Origin of the sequence: Sorangium sp. So ce381 (assembly GCF_051473845.1) — a bacterium.
In the GTDB taxonomy this organism is placed as follows: Bacteria; Myxococcota_A; Polyangia; order Polyangiales; family Polyangiaceae; genus Sorangium; species Sorangium atrum.
In genome coordinates this window covers 1006384-1024473 of record NZ_CP150336.1, presented here as the reverse complement: position 1 = coordinate 1024473, position 18090 = coordinate 1006384, and the positions used below count along the sequence as shown (strand labels likewise).

Annotated in this window: 13 protein-coding genes; 5 read left to right on the top strand and 8 right to left on the bottom strand. The window is 71.3% G+C overall.

The genetic code is table 11. The annotated features are described in order from the left end of the window. Positions 1-9: 9 nt before the first annotated feature. Entirely contained in the window at positions 10-1566 is a 1557-nt protein-coding gene (locus tag WMF29_RS03785; protein ID WP_437327522.1) for a dipeptidase, read from the bottom strand. Between the two features lie 266 nt (positions 1567-1832). Between WMF29_RS03785 and WMF29_RS03780 the strand changes: the two genes are divergently transcribed. Both WMF29_RS03780 and WMF29_RS03775 read left to right on the top strand, forming a co-directional pair. Further along, on the top strand, positions 1833-2279 hold the full coding sequence (locus WMF29_RS03780) for a hypothetical protein (protein ID WP_437327521.1): 447 nt from the start codon (positions 1833-1835) through the stop codon (positions 2277-2279). 213 nt (positions 2280-2492) lie between these two features. Then, the gene (locus WMF29_RS03775) at positions 2493-4376 is read left to right on the top strand and encodes a DEAD/DEAH box helicase (RefSeq protein WP_437327520.1); all 1884 of its coding nucleotides are present in this window, start codon (positions 2493-2495) and stop codon (positions 4374-4376) included. A gap of 381 nt (positions 4377-4757) precedes the next feature. Here WMF29_RS03775 and WMF29_RS03770 read toward each other — a convergent pair whose 3' ends face one another. From WMF29_RS03770 to WMF29_RS03760, 3 genes are all read right to left on the bottom strand, one after another. Then, the gene (locus WMF29_RS03770) at positions 4758-5000 is read right to left on the bottom strand and encodes an anti-sigma factor family protein (RefSeq protein ID WP_437327519.1); all 243 of its coding nucleotides are present in this window, start codon (positions 4998-5000) and stop codon (positions 4758-4760) included. 6 nt (positions 5001-5006) lie between these two features. Then, positions 5007-5738: an RNA polymerase sigma factor gene (locus tag WMF29_RS03765; RefSeq protein ID WP_437327518.1), complete on the bottom strand. Its 732-nt coding sequence runs from the start codon at positions 5736-5738 to the stop codon at positions 5007-5009. 90 nt (positions 5739-5828) lie between these two features. Further along, positions 5829-6680, bottom strand: a complete 852-nt coding sequence (locus WMF29_RS03760; RefSeq protein WP_437327517.1) for an alpha/beta fold hydrolase — start codon at positions 6678-6680, stop codon at positions 5829-5831. 293 nt (positions 6681-6973) lie between these two features. Here WMF29_RS03760 and bioA point away from each other — a divergent pair, with 293 nt between their 5' ends. Continuing rightward, positions 6974-8275 carry an adenosylmethionine--8-amino-7-oxononanoate transaminase gene (bioA, locus tag WMF29_RS03755; protein ID WP_437327516.1) on the top strand — a complete coding sequence of 434 codons (1302 nt, stop codon included), beginning with the start codon at positions 6974-6976 and terminating at the stop codon, positions 8273-8275. A gap of 143 nt (positions 8276-8418) precedes the next feature. Beyond that, complete coding sequence (locus WMF29_RS03750) at positions 8419-9264, top strand: GFA family protein (RefSeq protein WP_437327515.1); 846 nt, start codon at positions 8419-8421, stop codon at positions 9262-9264. A gap of 74 nt (positions 9265-9338) precedes the next feature. On the opposite strand, the gene WMF29_RS03745 is transcribed toward WMF29_RS03750, so the two are convergent. From WMF29_RS03745 to WMF29_RS03730, 4 genes are all read right to left on the bottom strand, one after another. Then, the gene (locus WMF29_RS03745; RefSeq protein WP_437327514.1) at positions 9339-9770 is read right to left on the bottom strand and encodes an STAS/SEC14 domain-containing protein; all 432 of its coding nucleotides are present in this window, start codon (positions 9768-9770) and stop codon (positions 9339-9341) included. A 10-nt stretch (positions 9771-9780) separates the two neighbouring features. Beyond that, a complete protein-coding gene (locus WMF29_RS03740) occupies positions 9781-10617 on the bottom strand; it encodes an acyl-CoA desaturase (RefSeq protein ID WP_437327513.1) in 837 nt (278 codons plus the stop codon). A gap of 19 nt (positions 10618-10636) precedes the next feature. Next, a complete protein-coding gene (locus WMF29_RS03735; RefSeq protein WP_437327512.1) occupies positions 10637-12130 on the bottom strand; it encodes a B12-binding domain-containing radical SAM protein in 1494 nt (497 codons plus the stop codon). 329 nt (positions 12131-12459) lie between these two features. Then, complete coding sequence (locus WMF29_RS03730; protein WP_437325635.1) at positions 12460-13944, bottom strand: IS4 family transposase; 1485 nt, start codon at positions 13942-13944, stop codon at positions 12460-12462. Between the two features lie 564 nt (positions 13945-14508). On the opposite strand from WMF29_RS03730, the gene WMF29_RS03725 reads away from it, so the two are divergent. Then, the gene (locus WMF29_RS03725; RefSeq protein ID WP_437327511.1) at positions 14509-17961 is read left to right on the top strand and encodes a DNRLRE domain-containing protein; all 3453 of its coding nucleotides are present in this window, start codon (positions 14509-14511) and stop codon (positions 17959-17961) included. Positions 17962-18090: the final 129 nt, after the last annotated feature.

Below are 18090 nucleotides of genomic sequence, written 5' to 3'. Positions count from 1 at the left end.
GGCGAGAGGCTACCGCGACAGCAGGAGCTCCGAGGACGGGGACTCCGGCGCTCCGGCCTTCGAGGGCTGCGCGACCGGTCGCTGCTGCGGCGAGGACGGCGGGACAACCCCCCACGACATCGGCCCCCGCGACGGCGGGGGCGCCGGCGGCGGGGGCGCCGGCAGCAGGGGCTGGGTCGGCAGATCGCCCAGCTCGGCCGCGCTGAGCTGCTGTGTGCTGCCGTCCCCGGACAGCGTGGTCTCCGTCGAGGCCGCATAGGCCTCGGCTTGCTCGAGGACCCGCACGAAGTTCCCGCCCAGCAGGCGGAGGATGTCCGCATCCGAGTAGCCGCGACGGATGAGCTCCAGCGTGATGTTCGGGGCCCCGGCGCTGCCTGCGAGCCCCTCCTTGAGCGCCTCGTTCCCATCGAAGACGGAGCCGAGGGCGACATGCTCGATCCCCGCGACCTTCACCACGTGGTCGATATGGTCGATGATCCGCCACAGCGGCGGCGTTATCTGCCCCTCCTGGGTCCTGAGCTTCTCGATCTCTTCGCGGAGCGCCCTCGTGTCGCCCGGGAGCCTCTCGCCGAGCTCCTTGAGGTGCGCCCCGTACTTCTGCGCGAAGCGCGCCGACTGCTCCGCATACGCCTCGTCCAGGAAGAGCGCCCAGGAGTTCACCATGACGAGGCCGCCGTTCTCCGCGATCGCGCGCAGCATGTAATCGTCGAGGTTGCGGCGGCGGTGGCCGGCGGCGGGCATCGTGGAAGAGGTGATGATCGGCGCCCTGGCCACCTTCATGACGCCCTGGAACGTGCCGTCCGATGCATGCGAGACGTCGACCACCATGCCGATCCGTTGCATCTCGCGGACCACGGCCTCACCGAAGGGGGACAGGCCTCGGTCGCGCACATACCCGGGATCGAGGGCTCCTCCCGCGGAGCCTGCCCAGTCGTTCGTTGTCATGTGCGTGAGCGCCATGGTGCGGACGCCGAGGCGGTAGAACGAGCGCAGCGCGGGCAGGGAGTTCTCGATGGCGTGCCCGCCCTCGATGCCCATGATCACGGCGACCCGGCCTTCGCGCTCGGCGCGGCGCACGTCTTTCGCGTTGCGCACGAGCGTCAGCGTCGCGCTGTGGCGCTCGACCTGCCGGTGGGTCGCCTCGATGAGATCGAGCGCGCGGCGCGCGGCGCTGCCGCCGAGCCGCGAGGACGAAGGCGGCGCGGACGCGCTGACGTGGATCGGGAAGAACGCGCCTGTGACGCCCGCCGCCTTGATCCTGGCGACCTCCTCGGCCATCAGCTCGTCGTCCTGGCTCACCTGAGCGAACGAGCCGCCGAGGAGCAGCGAGGGCACGCCGCTGTGGCCATCCACGAGGATCGCCTTGGCTTGCAGCCGCGCGGCCCGCTGCTCCGGCGTCTCGAGCCCCGGCGGGACCGCCGCGAGGTCGGGCGCCGACGTGTACCAGGGCCCGACGTCGTCGGCGGATGGCGCGACGACATCGGGCGCCGCGGCGGGCGCAGGGGAACGAACGCAGGCCGCGAGCGACGCGGCGGCAAGCAGCGCGAGGGATGGCGAAATGCGCATGACCGGATCGTACCATGCGAGCTCGGCGGGAAAGCGAGCCATGACGGCGGCAGGATCGTGCGCCGGAGAGGCGAGGCAGCAGCACCGCTCGGCACCGACATATCGGTCCTGGTGGTGGCCCCTGGCCTCGATGGAGCAGTATCTCGAACCGCCGGGGCGCCAAGCAAGCCGTGAGCGTGTTCTGTTCTTGGCGTCCCTGGCGGCTTGGCGGCTCATTTCTCGCTCGATCGACGAGCTCGGTGTCCTAGACTCGAACGAAAGACCCGATGTCGCTCCGACAGCGCGACTACATCCTCCGCATGATCGAGCAGCTCGCCGAGGCCATCGGCAGGGTCGCCGGGCTCCGGCGCGCCGGCCAGCTCGACGAGGCGGAGCTGCTCGTCCGCACCACCGCCGACGGGCTCTTCGGCCCGATGCGGGACATGCTCGACCGGCTCGACGCCGCGGGCGCGGCCACCCTGCTCGGCGACCACGAGAAGATCGGCGCGTACGCGGCGCTCTGCGCGGAGCAGGCCGAGATCCTCGAGCTCCGGGGCCGGGCCGCGCAGGCGCTCGCGGAGCGCAGGCGCGCGCTCGAGCTCTACCTCGAGGCGGTGAGCCGCGCGCCCGAGGGCAGCCCCCGCGCGCAGGAGGCCGCGCGCGCGCTCCTCGGCCGGCTGGACGCCGCGCGCCTGCCGGAGCGGTACCGCGCCCTCGCCGCGAAGCTCGGCTGATCGGGGCAGCGGGGCTCGCCTGCCGCGCGCGCTCGACCGCCGCGCGCGGGCTCGACCGAAGCGCCGCGCTCCGCCGTGCGCGCGCTGCGGCGCGGTCCGCCGGGAGCGCCCCACGGCGCGGTCCGCCGGGAGCGCCCCACGGCGCGGTCCGCCGCGCGCGCTGCGCTCCGCGCCGGATGCCGGGTTGCGGCCGCGCAAGCGCGCGACCATGACATGGGGAGCCCTGTGGAGACGCCCCCCTCGTCCGCCAGCTTCGCCACGCTCGGTATTGCGCCTGCCCTCCTCGGTGTGCTCGCCGACCTCGGCTACGAGGAGCCCACGCCGATCCAGCGCGAGGCGATCCCGCACCTCCTGACCGGGCGCGACCTGCTGGGGCAGGCCGCCACCGGGACCGGGAAGACGGCCGCGTTCGCCCTGCCGCTGCTCCAGCGCCTCCAGATCGGCGGCGAGCCGCCCCGCGTCCCCGAGGCGCTCGTGCTCGTTCCGACCCGCGAGCTGGCCATGCAGGTGGCCGAGGCGATGCACCGCTACGGCCGCCGGCTCGGCGTGCAGGTGCTGTCGGTCTACGGCGGCCAGCCCTTCGGGCAGCAGCTCCGCGCGCTCCGCCGCGGGGTCCACGTCGTCGTGGCCACGCCGGGCCGGACGCTCGACCACATCGGGCGCGGCACGCTGGCGCTCGACGGCATCCGCACGGTCGTGCTCGACGAGGCCGACGAGATGCTCGACATGGGCTTCGCCGAGGCGCTGGAGGAGATCCTCTCGGCCACGCCGGCCGCGCGCCAGACCGTGCTCTTCTCCGCCACGCTGCCCCCGCGGATCGCCGCGATCGCCGGCCGGCACCTGCGCGAGCCGGTGCGGGTCAAGATCGCGGGCGAGAAGGCGGCCCCCGGCGAGCTCCCCCGCGTCCGCCAGACGGCGTACATCGTGCCGCGGGCGCACAAGTCCGCCGCGCTGACCCGGGTGCTCGACATGGAGGACCCGTCGTCGGCCATCCTCTTCTGCCGCACCCGCAACGAGGTCGACGAGCTGACCGAGGCGCTGCGCGCCCGCGGCTACGAGGCCCAGGCGCTCCACGGCGGGTTCTCGCAGGAGCACCGCGATCGCGTGATGGCCCGCTTCCGCGCCGGCACGGCCGAGCTGCTCGTCGCCACCGACGTCGCGGCGCGGGGGCTCGACATCGAGCATGTCTCGCACGTCATCAACTACGACGTCCCCTGCGCCCCCGAGGTGTACGTCCACCGCATCGGCCGCACGGGGCGCGCCGGCCGCGAGGGCGCGGCGATCACGCTGGTCGAGCCGCGCGAGCACTACCTGATCCGCAACGTCGAGCGGCTCACCGGGCAGCGCATCGAGGCCGCCACCCTCCCGACCGTGGCCGATCTGCGCGCGCGGCGCCTGGAGCTGACGCGCGCCTCGCTGCGGGAGGCGCTGATCGAGGGCGGCGCCGAGCGGTTCCGGGTCGTTGTCGAGGGGCTCGCCGACGAGTTCGACGTGATGGACATCGCGGCGGCGGCGGTGAAGCTCGCCCACGACGCGACGGAGGGGGACCGGGAGGAGGACGAGGCGGAGATCCCGTCGTTCCGGCCGCCTGCGCGCGGGCCGGAGCGTGCCCGCGACGACCGCGCGACGCGCGGCCCCGCGGGGGCGCGCGGGCGCCCGGGCGAGGCGCAGGCGCGGCCGCGGCGGGAGGGGCGGGAGACCGACGGCAACGTCGCCCGGCTGTACATCAGCGCGGGGCGCGCCGCGGGCATCCGGCCGGCCGATCTGGTAGGCGCCATCGCGAACGAGGCGTCGCTGAGCTCCCGCGACATCGGCGCCATCGAGATCGCCGACGGCTTCTCCACTGTGGAGGTCCCGGCCGACGCGGCGGACGCCGTCATCGAGGCGCTGCGCGCCACACGGCTGAAGGGCCGCAAGGTCCAGGTCCGCCGGGACGACGCGGGGTCCCGCGATCCGCGAGGCGGTGCGGCCGAGACGCGCGGGGGCGTGACCGAGGCCCGCGGCGGGGCGGCCGAGGCCGGGCCGCGCGCCGGCTCAGCCGAGACCCGGGACGGCGCGGCGGGCATGGCGCCCCCGCGGCGTCGCCCTCGGTCCTGAGCTCCACGGAGGCCTCGGCCAGGATCCCTGTGGGATCCCCCCGCATGCACACTCGGCTCGGCGTGCCGTGGGAACCGCCAGGGACAGGCGAAGGCGCGCCGGGGTGTCCCTGAGCCTTCACCTCGTGTCGCTGGAGGCTGCCTCTGCGTCCCTGAGGGGGAGGCTTCCTGTCCCCGTCATGGGCCGCCGTGTCCCTGGTTGCAATCCCGCAGTCGACCTAGATGCTTTTCTCGTGTCCCTGGCGGCACTCCACGCGTCCCTGGCGGCACTCCACGCGTCCCTGGCGGCACTCCACGCGTCCCTGGCGGCACTCCACGCGTCCCTGGCGGCACTCCACGCGTCCCTGGCGGTTAGCGCGCCGCGCCGCCCAGGTCGCCAGGCTCAATCGACGGTGGTCTTCCGCCGCTGGAACTGCGCGAACAGCGTAGCGCGGACGTCATCGTGCACGGGCTCGCCCGGGAGCCCCTGGAGCGCGTCGATCGTCAGATCCATCTGCTTCAGGTAGGTGCGGCACCTGTCGCACCACGCGAGGTGCCGCGCGCAGCCCTCCTCTTGCTCGGAGGACAGCTTTCCCTCGCTCCGGTCGGTGATCATCTCGGTCAGCTGACAGCACGTGACGATCATGCGCGCTCACCCCCTCGTCATGTAGCGCTCGAGCGCGGCCCTGAGCTTCGATCGGCCGCGGTGCAAGAGGACCCGCTGGTTCGCCTCGCTGATACCCAGGATCTCGCAGACCTCGTCGGAGGGACACCCCTCCACGTCGCGCAGGAGCACCACCGCGCGCTGTCCAGGCGCCAGCGTCTCGAGCTCTCGCTGCAGCACGGCGCCCATCTCCTTGCGCAGCAAGAGCACCTCCGGGCTCTGCTCCGTCCACGGAACAGGCGGAGTCGACCAGTCACCGGTGCTGTCGAATCGGGCCGGATCGACCGCCGGCTCGCTGCCCAGATCCCCGTCCTCCAGCCAGGAGACAGGGACCATGCGCTTCTCCCGGGTGCCCAGCGTCCTGGCGCGGTTCGTCAGGATCCTGAACACCCATGTCTTCAGCGCGGAGCGCCCCTCGAAGCGCACGAGCCCATCGAAGACCGCCGCCCAGGTCTCCTGGACGACCTCCTGCGCGCCCGCGGGACCGGCGACCGCGCGGGCGAGCCGGAGCATGGGTGTGTGGAGCTGGGTCACGAGCTGCTCGAAGGCCTGCTCGTCCCCCGCGAGCAGCCGGCGAACGAGCGCGATGTCGTCCGCCGGCGCCGCGCATGCGGGCGCAGCCGCGCCGCCCGGCGCGAAGAGCGGGCCTACCTCGGCCGATGCGCGCTGCGCCGTTGCGGCCTGTTTGCCGTCGGCGGCGGCCGAGGGGTCGTGGGACACGCGGAGCACGGTATCACGCCGCCGAGCCCCGCATCAATCGACGCGGCTCCGGAGCGGCTCGCCCCGCGGAGGACGACAGCCGCCACCCGGTCAAAGCGACGTCAGCGCGTCCGCGACCTCCTTCGGCTTCGTCAGGAAGGGGGCGTGGCCCGCGTCGATCGAGATGACCCGCTCGCAGGGCAAGGCGGTGTACTGCTGCTTCTGCTCTGCAGGGCTGATGGCGAGATCCTTGAGCGCCTCGATGTAGACCCGGGGGACCCTCCCCCACCTCTCCTCCGTGACATGGATCGGCTCGTCGAACGGCTTCGCGGGCTCCTCGCGCAGGTGGCCCTCGAGCCGCGCGACGTCCTCCGGAGAGCAATCCTGGCAGAAGGCGTTCGCGGCCCACCCCTCCTTGAAGCTCAGCGTCGTGCCGTCGTCCGAAGCGGCCGCATACTCCTTGATCGCGGCCCCTTCGTCGTCGGCCCACTCCTGGCTCAGCGACTGGCCGTCCTTGATAAGGAACGCGGTCAGGTACACGAGCTTCTTCACCTTGTCGGGCCGCTGCTCGGCGGCCTGGCTCACGACGGTGCCGCCCATGCTGTGGCCGACGAGGATCACGGGGCGCGAGGCGCTGTCGATGGCCTCCACCACGGCGTCTGTATAGGCCTGCAGGCCGGCGTCCGCGACGGGCGTCTTGTCCTCGCCGTGAGCGGGGAGATCGAGGGCGATCACCTCGTTGCCGCCGGCCTCGAGGAGCGGCACCACCTTGTCCCATGCCCATGCGCCCACGAAGGCGCCGTGGACGAGAACATACGTGTTCTTGTCCGAGGGCTGGGAGCCGCCGCCTCCCGTGCCCCCGTCCGTGTCGCTGCCGCCGCAGCCGGGCAGCGCGGACGACATGAGCGCAGCGGCCGAGATCATGGTGGCAGACCGCAGGACCTTGCGAAGCAGACCGTTCATGGATGTCTCCTCATCGTCGCCAGGCTCTCCTCGAGCGCGACGTCATCGGTATTTCGACGTGCGATGGATGCGCGCGCCCCTGCGCCCGGGCGTGTCCCCGGCGCCGCGACGGCTATCCCGCTACCTGCACAGTCTCGGAGGGGGTCCGAACGTTACAGCCGGTTCGAGGAATCGTCCGGAGGGGGCCGGGGCCGCGTCCCGCCGCGGGACGGCGCCGGGCGCGGCGGCGCGGCGACCGCCAGCGCGCCCGGCGGACCTGGTGGCGATGGGCGTTCTGGGCTAGACGCGTCGCCATGCCATCGGAGAGCGCCATTCCTGGCCGAGACGATCTCGTCGCCCGCGACCGCCGCTGCGTGATGCACCCCTACGCGGCGCCCCTGTCGAGCGCGCCGCTCTTCGCCGTCGAGCGCGCCGAAGGCGTCCGCCTCACCCTGACCGACGGCCGCGAGCTCATCGACGGCATGTCCTCCTGGTGGGCCGCCATCCACGGCTACGGGCACCCGGCGCTGACGGCGGCGATCAGCGCCCAGCTCGGGCGGATGAGCCACGTGATGTTCGGGGGCCTCACCCACGCGCCGGCGGTCGAGCTGTGCGAGGCGCTGGTGGCGCTCACGCCCGAGCCGCTGACGCGCGTCTTCCTCGCCGACTCCGGATCCGTGTCGGTCGAGGTGGCCATCAAGCTCGCTCTCCAGTTCTTCATCGCGCGCGGACAGCCGGAGAAGCGCCGCCTGGTCAGCGTGCTCGGCGGCTACCACGGCGACACGTTCGGCGCGATGGCGGTCACCGACCCGGTGAACGGCATGCACCACCTCTTTCGCGGCGCGCTCACGCAGCACCTGTTCGCCCCGGCGCCTGGTCCCGCGTTCGGCGCGCCGTGGTCGCCGCGCGCGCTCGACAGCATGGCCGAGCTGCTCGAGCGGCACGCGCACGAGGTGGCGGCCGTCATCCTGGAGCCCGTGGTGCAGGGCGCCGGCGGGATGCGCTTTTACCACCCACGTTATCTGCGCGAGCTGCGCGCGCTCTGCGACCGGCACGACGTGCTGCTCATCCTCGACGAGATCGCGACCGGCTTCGGCCGCAGCGGGGAGATGTTCGGCTGCGAGCACGCGGGCATCGCGCCGGACATCCTGTGCCTGGGCAAGGCCCTCACCGGCGGCACCATGACGCTTGCCGCCGCGCTCTTCACCGAGCGTGTGGCCGAGACCATCTCCCGGGGCGAGCCGCGCGTCTTCATGCACGGCCCGACCTTCATGGGCAATCCGCTCGCCTGCAGCGCCGCGCTGGCCAGCATCCGGCTCCTGCTCGGCTCGCCGTGGCGCGCGCGCGTCTCGGCGATCGAGGCCCAGCTCCGCCGCGAGCTCGCCCCTTGCCGCGCCCTCGACGCGGTGGCCGACGTGCGCGTCCTCGGCGCCATCGGCGTGGTCGAGCTCGAGCAGCCCGTCGACATGGCGCGCGTGCAGCCGGCGTTCGTGGAGCGAGGCGTCTGGTTACGGCCTTTCGGGAAGCTGGTCTATACCATGCCTCCTTACATCATCGAGCCAGCAGAGCTATCGCGGATCAGCGAGGCGATGGTGGGTGTGCTGTCGGGGATCTGAGCCGCTGGACGGCGCGCCTCGGGTGAAGGGCGCCCTCGAATCGAACGCTGGACGCGCGCCTGGACACCGCGCCGTGCTAGCGTGCACGCGCAATCCATCGCTCCTGCGCACACGGAGCACCCACGATCACGGGAGATGCGAACATGACCAAGGGCGCGTGTCTTTGCGGGACGGTCCGCTTCGAGATCGACGGTCCGTTCCAGACGATGCTGAACTGTCACTGCTCGATGTGCCGCAAGTTCAACGGCACGGCGTTCACCACGGCCGTCGTCGCGCCGCTGCCCGGCTTTCGCTGGCTCGCCGGCGAGGACGCCATCCGCCCCTCCTGCGCGAGCGACCGTCGCTCCTTCTGCGGCACCTGCGGCTCGGCCACGCCGATGCTCCGCCCCGAGAGGCAGCTCGCCGTGCTCCATGCCGGCAACCTGGAGGGCGATCTCGGCATCGAGCCGAAGTTCCACCAGTTCGTCGGCTCCAAGGCGCCCTGGTACACGATCACGGATCCCCTGCCGCAGTTCGAGGAATGGCGGCCCGAGATGCAGGCGCCGGTCGTCTCGCGCCCCGTGGCCCCGCCGAAAGAGGGCGTCACCCAGGGGAGCTGCCTGTGCGGCGACGTGGCCTTCGAGTTCGACGGCACGCCCCTCCGCATGGTGAGCTGCCACTGCATGCGCTGTCGCCTCGGACGCAGCTCCGCGCACGCGACCAACGTCTTCGTCGCCCTGGACAGCTTCCGCTGGATCCGCGGTGACGCGCAGATCGCGAGCTACAAGGTGCCCGACGCGCGGTTCTTCACCGTCGCGTTCTGCAAGCGCTGCGGCGGCGCGGCCCCCCGTCTGTCACCCGAGCGCGGCTTCGCCGTGGTGCCCGCGGGCACGCTCGACACCGATCCCGGCATCCGCCCCGCAGCCCACATCTTCGTCGACTCCAAGGCGAGCTGGTTCCCGATCACCGACGACCTGCCGCGGTTCGCCGAGTACCCGCCCCAGGCCTGACGACGGCATCACGCGATCTGCAACAGGACCTTCACCGCACGGGCGCCCTGAAGCGCCCCCGTGCTCACGCGCGGTCACTCAGGTGTACCCGGGCCCCGCCCGGCCCGGAGCGCGTCTCGCCGAGCGAGCAGCCACGTGTGCGCCTCGCCCTCCGTGTCGAAGAACTGCTGCGGGTAGTGCCGTCCTGTGAGCATCTGCACGCCCTTCGCGAGGAGTGTCACGACGACGCGCATGGAAAAGCTCGCTCCGATGAGCGCGACCGCATCGACGCGCGCTCCCCGCATTTCTTCCGTCACCGCCTTGCGCGCCGGCGCCGAGACAGGGCCCATGTGACGCGCGTCGGCGAGCACCAGGACGTCGCGACCGCTCTCCGCCACGCGCCGGATCGCGCCGAGGATAGCGCGCACTCTATCTTCCGTGACCTCGCCGTGCACCGCCACCCGCACGATGCCGTCGGGGTGGTCACGAACATCTGAGCTCGCTGCGTCGAGGCCGAGATCGCTCATGCCGACCATGCTAGCGCCTCGGCTGCGCGGCGGGGTGCAACCTCTCACGGTCCGCCGAGCTCGGCTGGATGTCCGAGGCGAGCCCGACCGCCGCGAGCGCGCGGATGAACAGGAAGGCGAGGTCGTGCTGCCCGGGCGCCATCGCTTGCCGGGCGGCGCGCGGGAAGGCGTGGTGGTTGTTGTGCCAGCCCTCGCCGAAGGTCAGCACCGCCACCCAGCCCACGTTGCGGCTCCCGTCGCGGGTATCGAACGCGCGGCTGCCGAAGCGGGGCGCGTGACAGACGGAGTTCACCAGGTAGGTCGCGTGCATCCAGCACACGAGCGGCACGAAGAACACGAAGGGCACCGCGGCCCAGCCGAGGGCGAGACCCGCGAGCAGGACCGCCGCGACCTGCGGGGCGAAGCGCCAGCGGAGCAGCCACCGGTAGTAGGGATCGCCGACCAGATCGCGGCAGTATCTCTCCGGATCGCGGGGATCGGTCGATCCATCGTCGAGGATCCAGCCGAGGTGGGCGTACCAGAGGCCGCGGCGCGGCGAGTGGACGTCGCCCTCGCGATCGGTGTGGGCGTGGTGCCGCCGGTGCGTGGCCACCCACGCGATGGGGCTGCCCTGGCCGCTGATCATCGCCACCGACACGAGCGCGTACTCGACCCATTTCGGGCAGCGGAACGCGCGGTGCGAGAGCAGCCGGTGCAGGCCGACCACGGTGGAGAGCTGGAGCGCCGCGTAGAGCGCGGCGGCGAGTGCGATGGAGCTCGCCCGGATCGGCAGGAGCAGCCCGAGGAGGGCGCCGGCGTGCACCAGGGCGAGGTAGGCGATCGCGACGAGGCGCGTGCGGCCCTTCATGGCGGATCCTCCCATGGCGTCACGCGGCCGCGCTGGAGCGGCCCGGCCGGCGGGGCCGGATCCGCGCGAGGCCGCGCGGATCCGCGCGGCAGGACGACGCCTCGATGCGCTGCGGCTCGAGGCCGAGCTCCCGCATCTTCTCCGCGTCCCAGGCCTCGATCGGATCGCGCCCGGCGATGTAGCTGCGCGAGCGGTTGGCGAGCGGAGCGCGCAGGCTCATCACCTCGGGCGCCGACATGACGACACACGCCTTGTAACGGGGCAGATCGCTCGTCATCAGGCGATTCCACACGTGGCGACCCACGTTGTGGAGGCTCCCCAGCGCGCGGCTCAGGCGCTGGAAATGGTCGATCACCTCCGAGGGGTGCAGCCGTGGCGGGCGGTGGCAGAGGGTGTATCCATCGAGGTCCCGGCTGATCACCCCGGGAAGGAGCCGGCCCTCGGCCGCCACCTGCGCGAAGAAGGGCGTCTCCGGGTACGGGCACACGATCCCGAGGAAGGTCGGGCAGTGATCGCCGAGGTCGTGGAGGTACTCGGGCACCCGCTCGAGGTAGTCGTTGGTGTCCCCGTCCGCGCCCACGAGGAGCCCGAAGGAGAGGACGATCCCGCTCGCGAAGGCCCGCTGGATGACCTCCCTGACCTCGCTCAGCTTGTTCTGGCCCTTGTTCATCGAGCTGATCGACTCGGGGTTCAGCGACTCGAGCCCTGTGTAGACGTAGCGGCACCCCGCCCGCCCCATGAGGCGGACCAGCTCCGGGTCGCGCAGCACGTTGAACGTGAGCGCGCAGCCCCAGATCTTCTTGAGGGGCATCAGCGCCTCGCAGAGCTCGCGCAGGTAGCGGGGCGAGCCCCCCAGGTTGTTGTCGAGGAAGCTGAACACATTGTTGGTCACCCCCGGGATGCGCTGGTTGAAGATCATCCGGTCGCGGATGTCCCGGATCACGTGGTCGATGGGGCGATAGCGATACTGTTCGTGCCCGGTCAGAACGCAGAAGTTGCAGGAGAAGGGGCAGCCGCGCGACGCCTCGATGCCGGGCAGACGGACGAGGTTGTTCCGGTAATCGACGAGGTCGTAGCGGTAGGTGGGGATCTGCTCCGGGGGCACCGGCGGGAGCGCATAGACGGGCTGGAGCTCGCCCCGCTGGAAGTCGGCGATGAGGGCCGGGAGGTTGGCCTCCGGATCTTCCGCGACCACCGCGTCGAAGTACTGCAGCGCGTCCGCGCGGAAATGGCTCGCGTGCCGCCCGCCGGCCACGGTGGTCATGCCTTGCCGCCGGAACAGCGTGGAGAGGACCTTGGTGTGCTCGTAATACGCGTGCAGGTACGAGAAGAACACGAGGTCCCAGTGGCGGTCGAGCGGGATGTCCGTCTCCTTCTCGTTGTAGAGCTCGATCTCGGCGTCGGGCGGGCACAGGGCCGCGAGCAGCTCGGGCACGGACGATTGCATGATCGAGCGCTCCTTGCGGAGCAGTCGGCTCGGGTGCGTATAGGTCGAGATGATTGCGATGCGCATCGAGGACACTCCTGGTTCAGTTCAGGACGTATCACACCCTCGAGGCAAGGAGGGCGAATACGAGGAAGCGGGCAGGAGCGCTACAAATACGCCCTACACGGGGCAGGGGTCAGTCCAGCGAGCACTCCACACGACATGAGGACACAAGAGCCACCTCGGTCGGCCCCCTGGATCCCCAGGCGCTAACCAGGCTCGTCCGGTCGCGCTCAGGGGCACGAACCCACCCCCTCCATCGGTCACCAACGGGAACGTGAACGTGAACGTGAACGTGAACGTGAACGTGAACGTGAACGTGAACGTGAACGTGAACGTGGTCGTCTGAGGATTGATCACATTTCCCCCTTAGTTTTCGCTGTGTTGGCGACGGCGGCGTTCCAGCCCATCTCCAGCATGAGCAAGGTCTGCATTCCGCGCGCGAGCGTCAGCCAACCGGGGGGACCGTTGCGCTTGAGGTGTCCACCGAGACCGGCAACGGCGTAGAGCGCATCGACTACCGTCGCCCCCTGCGCCGGCAGCTTCTTGGGCTGGTGCTGGTGCAGCAGCTTCAGCTGCGTGGGGTTCAGGGCTCGTTCCGCGGGCGCGTTGGGCTCAAGGCGCGACAGAGAGCGCAGCAGCAGCATCTGCCACGCGATCGGGGCGAACAGCGCCAGCGCGTTCGTCAGGCTCCGGAAGCTCTCGAGCTGGCGCGTCTCGAGGGCGCAGCCGGTCTTGAGCGCCTTGAAGAACTCCTCGATGAGCCACCGTGCCCGGTAATGGTCGACGATCGCAGCGATCTGGTCGGGCGTGTCGACGGGCTCGTTGGTCGCCAGCACCCACGCGACCGGCTCTTCGCCCGCTGGCGTGTCGATCTCCTGCACACACACGATGTTGACTGCGAGCTCTTCGGCCAGCTCGGGCAGGTAGTACGGACGGCGCAGCGCCACGCGCCGGGCGCCGACGCCCAGCGTGGCCCTCCGCTCCGAGCGCTCGGGGTGCGCACGCTTGCTCGCAGGTACAGGGCCGGTGCGGCGTTGGGTGAGCACGACCTCGCGGCTAAGCCGGATCGGCAGCTCGACCAGCGCCTCGCTCAGCCGAAGCGGTGCGCTGTCGTCGAGCGATTCCTCCTCGTCCTCGGCCAACTCCAACACGTTCCGATCCCGCGCCATGCGCACGACGAAGCGGTGGCCCTGCTCGACCATGGCGCACAGAAGCGGGTAGGCGTCGGCCTCGCGATCCATGATGTGCAGCAGCGACGTGCGGTCGCCCACGGCCTGCTCGGCCGCCTCCACCTGCCGCAGCCAGCGCGTCGATTCCTTGTCGGTCACGCGCGCATAGTCGCTGCCCGTCCTGTTCTTCTTGCGTGGGCTCTTGGACAGGGCGGAGGCTTTGCGGGCCCAGCAGGCCAGCCCCAGCAGTCCGAGCGGCTGGTTGATCGCGTCGGTGGCCACGGCGAGCGTCGCGTGCGCCAAAAAGCCCTGGGTGTGCTTGCCGTTGAGCGGGCCGAGCCCTTTGCGTGCGCCGTCGCCGTCGAAAGCGACCGCGGTGGTGTCATGCACCGCGCGAACCGTGTCGTGACCGGCCATCCGCTCGAGGGTCTGCTCGCTGTGGGCTTGCACCAGCGCACCATACGACACGCGCTTGTTGCCAAGGAGCCGGTAGAAGCCCTCCAGCTCTGCTTCTGTCTTCAGCGAGTCCGGGAAGCTCTCGCCCGGCGCGACGCTCAGCCGTGCCACCACCGCCCGGACCCGCTGATGCAGGCGCGCGTCGCCCAGCTGCACCGTCTCGAACTCGCGCACGAGCGACGGCGTCGCTTCCGGCACATCGGGATTTCCCATGACATTTCAGACGCTTGGCGGGTCCGAAACGGATCAAAAAAAGATGTGCGGGATCTTCAGACGTGGTCGTGGTCGTGGTCGTTCACGGTCCACCGTTGACGACCACGACCACGACCACGACCACGACCACGACCACGACCACGACCACGTAAACGTAAACGTAAACGTTCAGAGGCAGTAGAACGCTGCGCGAATCTTGATTAACGCCTAGGCCCGGATCCCACCACCCGTCATGGTCGCGTAGACGAATTGCGCCACAAATGTAACTTAAATCACAATCATCAGCAAGATCATCACTGAATTGAAACATATCCATCGCGCAACATCCCGGACTTCGGGGGACGGCCGTACTGGCCAGTTGCGATTTCATGGAGACGTGACATTCACAAGGCACGTCCTGGCGTAATGTGAAAGTGGCCGCCGCTGTCTGCTTCGGCCATTTCTTGCAATCGTCTTCGAAGGCCAACAGGTGTCATCGTGCTAAAGTCATCCTTGTTCCCGCGCGCCCTCTCGCGCGCGGGGTATTCTCTTCTTCGGCGTGACCGCATTCGATGGGTGTCGGCCATGGCGCTCGCGACCGCCTGGGGCTGCGGCGGCTCGCCGGAGCCCGGTGAGCTCGGGACCGCCGAGCTCGGGACCGCCGAGCTCGCCGCCTCCCTCCCGAGCGGGCGCGTGGTCATCAGCCAGGTGTACGGCGGCGGGGGCAACGCGGGGGCCGTCTACACGCACGATTTCGTCGAGCTGTTCAATCGGTCGGACAGCCCGGTGTCGCTCGCGGGGTGGTCCATCCAGTACGCCAGCGCCACGGGCACGGGCGCCCTCGGGGCAACGACGACGCAGCTCACGGAGCTGCCCGCGATCACCCTGCAGCCCGGCCAGTACTTCCTCGTCCAGGAGGCCGGGGGCTCGGGCAGCGGCGCGCCGCTCCCCGCCGCCGACCTCGTCGACGCGACCCCCATCAACATGAGCGGCTCGGCCGGCAAGGTCGCCCTCGTCCGGCAGGCCGCAGGCCTCGGCTGCAACGGCGGCACCGCGCCCTGCTCGGCGGCCCAGGAGGCGCTGATCGAGGATCTGGTCGGCTTCGGCGGGGCGAGCTACTTCGAGGGCGCCGCGCCGGCGCCGGCGACCGCCAACGCGACGGCGTCGCTCCGGCAGGGCGCTGGCTGCCAGGACACGGGCAGCAACGTCGACGACCTCTCGACCGGGACGCCCACGCCCCGCAACACATCGACCGCGGCGCTCGCGTGCGGGGGCGACACCCCGCCGGCGGTCACCTCGACAGCGCCCAGCGACGGCGCGACGGGCGCCGACCCGGCCGCGAGCCTGAGCGTGACGTTCAGCGAGGCGGTCGTCGCGGCCGATGCCTTCGAGCTCTCCTGCGCGGGCGGCGCGCGCCCGATCTCGGTCAGCGGCGGCCCCCTCGCCTTCACGCTCACGCCGGCCGAGCCGCTCCCCCCGAGCACGGCGTGCCTCCTCGTCGTCCGGGCGAGCGGCGTGCAGGAGCAGGACCCGGGGAGCAACGGGACGATCGACCCCTTGCCCGCCGACGTGTCGGTCTCGTTCACCACGGCGCGGGCGGCGCAGGTGATCGCGATCCACGACATCCAGGGGCGCGCGCACCTGTCGCCCCATTCGGGCGCGGTCGTGAAGACGACGGGCCTCGTGGCGACCCTGCGCAGCAACGGCTTCACCGTGGAGTCGCCGGCGCCGGACGGCGATCCGGCCACCTCCGAGGGCCTGCTCGTCTTCACCGGAGCCGCGCCGTCGGTGAGGGTCGGCGACCTCGTCGAGCTCACCGGCGAGGTCACGGAGTACCGCGCCGGCTGCGCCGACCCGTGCACCCCCTCCCGCGGCAGCGCGTACCACAACCTGACCGTCACCGAGCTCTCCCGCCCGCAGATCACCGTCCTCTCGAGCGGCCAGGCGCTGCCGGCGCCGGTCTCGATCGGCTTCGCGCCCGGCGCGCGCCGTCCCCCGACACGGATCATCGAGGACGACGCCAGCGGCAGCGTCGAGGCCGCGAACGGCTTCGACCCCGAGTCCGACGGCATCGATTTCTGGGAGAGCCTCGAGGGCATGCGGGTGAGCATCAACGCCCCGGCCGTCGTGGGCCCCACCCGCGAGTTCCCGAGCTCCGGGACCGCGGAGATCGCGCTGGTCCCGGGCGACCGCGACGCGGCCACGGGCGACGCGGCCGGCCTGCGCAGCGCGCGCGGGGCCGTCGTCGTCAGCCCCGGCGACTTCAACCCGGAGCGCATCCTGCTCCAGGTGCCCCTGCGCACCTCGGCGCCCGCGCTGGACGTGGGCGCCACGTTCGCCGGGCCCATCGTCGGCACGGTCGACTACAACTTCGCCAACTACAAGCTCCTGCCGGTCGACGAGGCGCTCCCCGCGGCGACCTCGACGCTCTCGCGCGAGGTCACGTCGCTCGGACCGCGGACCGCCGACGACCTCGACGTGGCCGCGTTCAACGTCGAGAACCTCGATCCTGGCGATCCCCAGGAGAAGTTCGATCGCCTCGCGCGGATCCTCGTCGACAACCTCGGCAGCCCCGACCTCGTCGCGCTCGAAGAGGTCCAGGACAACAGCGGCCCGACCAACAATGGAGTGGTGGACGCATCGACGACGTTCGCGCGGCTCATCGCCGCGATCGCGGCCGTGCCGGGCGGGCCCAGCACCTATCGATTCCGCAGCATCGATCCGACCGACGGCACCGACGGCGGGGAGCCCGGCGGCAACATCCGCGTGGGCTTCCTGTTCCGGACCGACCGCGGGCTCGAGTTCGTCGATCGCCCGGGCGCCGGCGCCCTGACGCCGAACGAGGTGCTCGGCGGCCCAGGCGGCGTGTCGCTGCGCTACAGCCCCGGCCGCATCGACCCGGGCAATCCGGCCTTCGCCAGCAGCCGCAAGCCGCTTGCAGGCGAGTTCCGCTGGAACGGCCAGCCGCTGTTCGTCGTGGCCAATCACTGGAACTCCAAGGGCGGCGACGAGCCGCTCTACGGGCGCTTCCAGCCCCCGACCCTCTCGAGCGAGGCCCAGCGGCGGCAGCAGGCCGCCGTGGTGGCCGGCTTCGTGCGGCAGATCCTCGACAGCGATCCTTCCGCCAACGTCGTGGTCCTGGGCGACCTGAACGACTTCCAGTTCTCGGCGCCGCTCGGCATCCTCAAGGACGCCGGGCTGACGACGCTCATCGAGACGCTCCCGCCGGAGGAGCGCTACACGTACGTATTCGACGGCAATGGCCAGTCGCTCGACCACGTGCTTGTCAGCGCCAACCTGGCCGGGCCGAAGCTCGTGGGCTTCGACGTCGTCCATGTCAACGCGGAGTTCGCCGATCAGGCCAGCGACCACGACCCCGGCGTCGCGCGCTTCCGCATCGCGCCCGCGCCGGACATGGATGGCGACGGCGTCCCCGACGCGAGCGACAACTGCCCGGCTGCCCCCAACGCCTCCCAGGTGGACTCGGACGGCGACGGCCTCGGCAACGCCTGCGACCTCGAGTGCGTCAGCCTGCGGCGCGGCGTGTTCGGCGGCGTGCAGGACTCCTTCGTCGAGGGCCCCACGACGGGCTGGGCGTACGGCGCGTATCCCTACCTCATCACCAGCGCCAGCGCGGTCCAGCCGGCAACGGCGGTCGTCGCCTACGATCTGTCGTTCATCCCGGCAGGCTCCAGCGTGATCTCCGCGACGCTATCGCTGTCCTATGCCTGGAAGCCGGCGGGCAGCGTCGTGACCGTGCACAGCGTGAACGGCGCCTGGGAGGAATCGACGCTCCATGGAGGCGGGTTCAGCGGATACAGCCCGGCCGTCGAGGCCTCCCTCACCACGCTGGCGCAGACCGACGCGTTCGTCACCGCCGATCTGACGTCCCTCGTGCAGGGCTGGGTCGACGGCGCGCATCCGAACCACGGTGTCGCGCTGGTCGACGGGAGCAACAGGACCGACTTCCGCGCGAGCGAGTATCCCGACGTCGCGCGCAGGCCGAAGCTCGACATCTGCTATCACGCAGCCGAGTAGCCCGCCGGATCGACGGCGCGTGCCCGCTCGATCGCCCTCGGTGACATCCCTCAGCCGCCGCGCCGCCTGCGGCTCCCGCGCCGGCGCAGGAAGTCGATGAACACCGAGAGCTTGGGCGGCACGTGCGCC

Coding starts and splice junctions, on each gene's coding strand:
- WMF29_RS03785 (WP_437327522.1), bottom strand. CDS start 1,566: ATGCGCATTTCGCCATCCCTCGCGCTGCTTGCCGCCGCGTCGCTCGCG.
- WMF29_RS03745 (WP_437327514.1), bottom strand. CDS start 9,770: ATGAGCGATCTCGGCCTCGACGCAGCGAGCTCAGATGTTCGTGACCAC.
- WMF29_RS03775 (WP_437327520.1), top strand. CDS start 2,493: ATGGGGAGCCCTGTGGAGACGCCCCCCTCGTCCGCCAGCTTCGCCACG.
- WMF29_RS03725 (WP_437327511.1), top strand. CDS start 14,509: ATGGCGCTCGCGACCGCCTGGGGCTGCGGCGGCTCGCCGGAGCCCGGT.
- WMF29_RS03735 (WP_437327512.1), bottom strand. CDS start 12,130: ATGCGCATCGCAATCATCTCGACCTATACGCACCCGAGCCGACTGCTC.
- WMF29_RS03730 (WP_437325635.1), bottom strand. CDS start 13,944: ATGGGAAATCCCGATGTGCCGGAAGCGACGCCGTCGCTCGTGCGCGAG.
- WMF29_RS03780 (WP_437327521.1), top strand. CDS start 1,833: ATGTCGCTCCGACAGCGCGACTACATCCTCCGCATGATCGAGCAGCTC.
- WMF29_RS03770 (WP_437327519.1), bottom strand. CDS start 5,000: ATGATCGTCACGTGCTGTCAGCTGACCGAGATGATCACCGACCGGAGC.
- bioA (WP_437327516.1), top strand. CDS start 6,974: ATGCCATCGGAGAGCGCCATTCCTGGCCGAGACGATCTCGTCGCCCGC.
- WMF29_RS03750 (WP_437327515.1), top strand. CDS start 8,419: ATGACCAAGGGCGCGTGTCTTTGCGGGACGGTCCGCTTCGAGATCGAC.
- WMF29_RS03760 (WP_437327517.1), bottom strand. CDS start 6,680: ATGAACGGTCTGCTTCGCAAGGTCCTGCGGTCTGCCACCATGATCTCG.
- WMF29_RS03740 (WP_437327513.1), bottom strand. CDS start 10,617: ATGAAGGGCCGCACGCGCCTCGTCGCGATCGCCTACCTCGCCCTGGTG.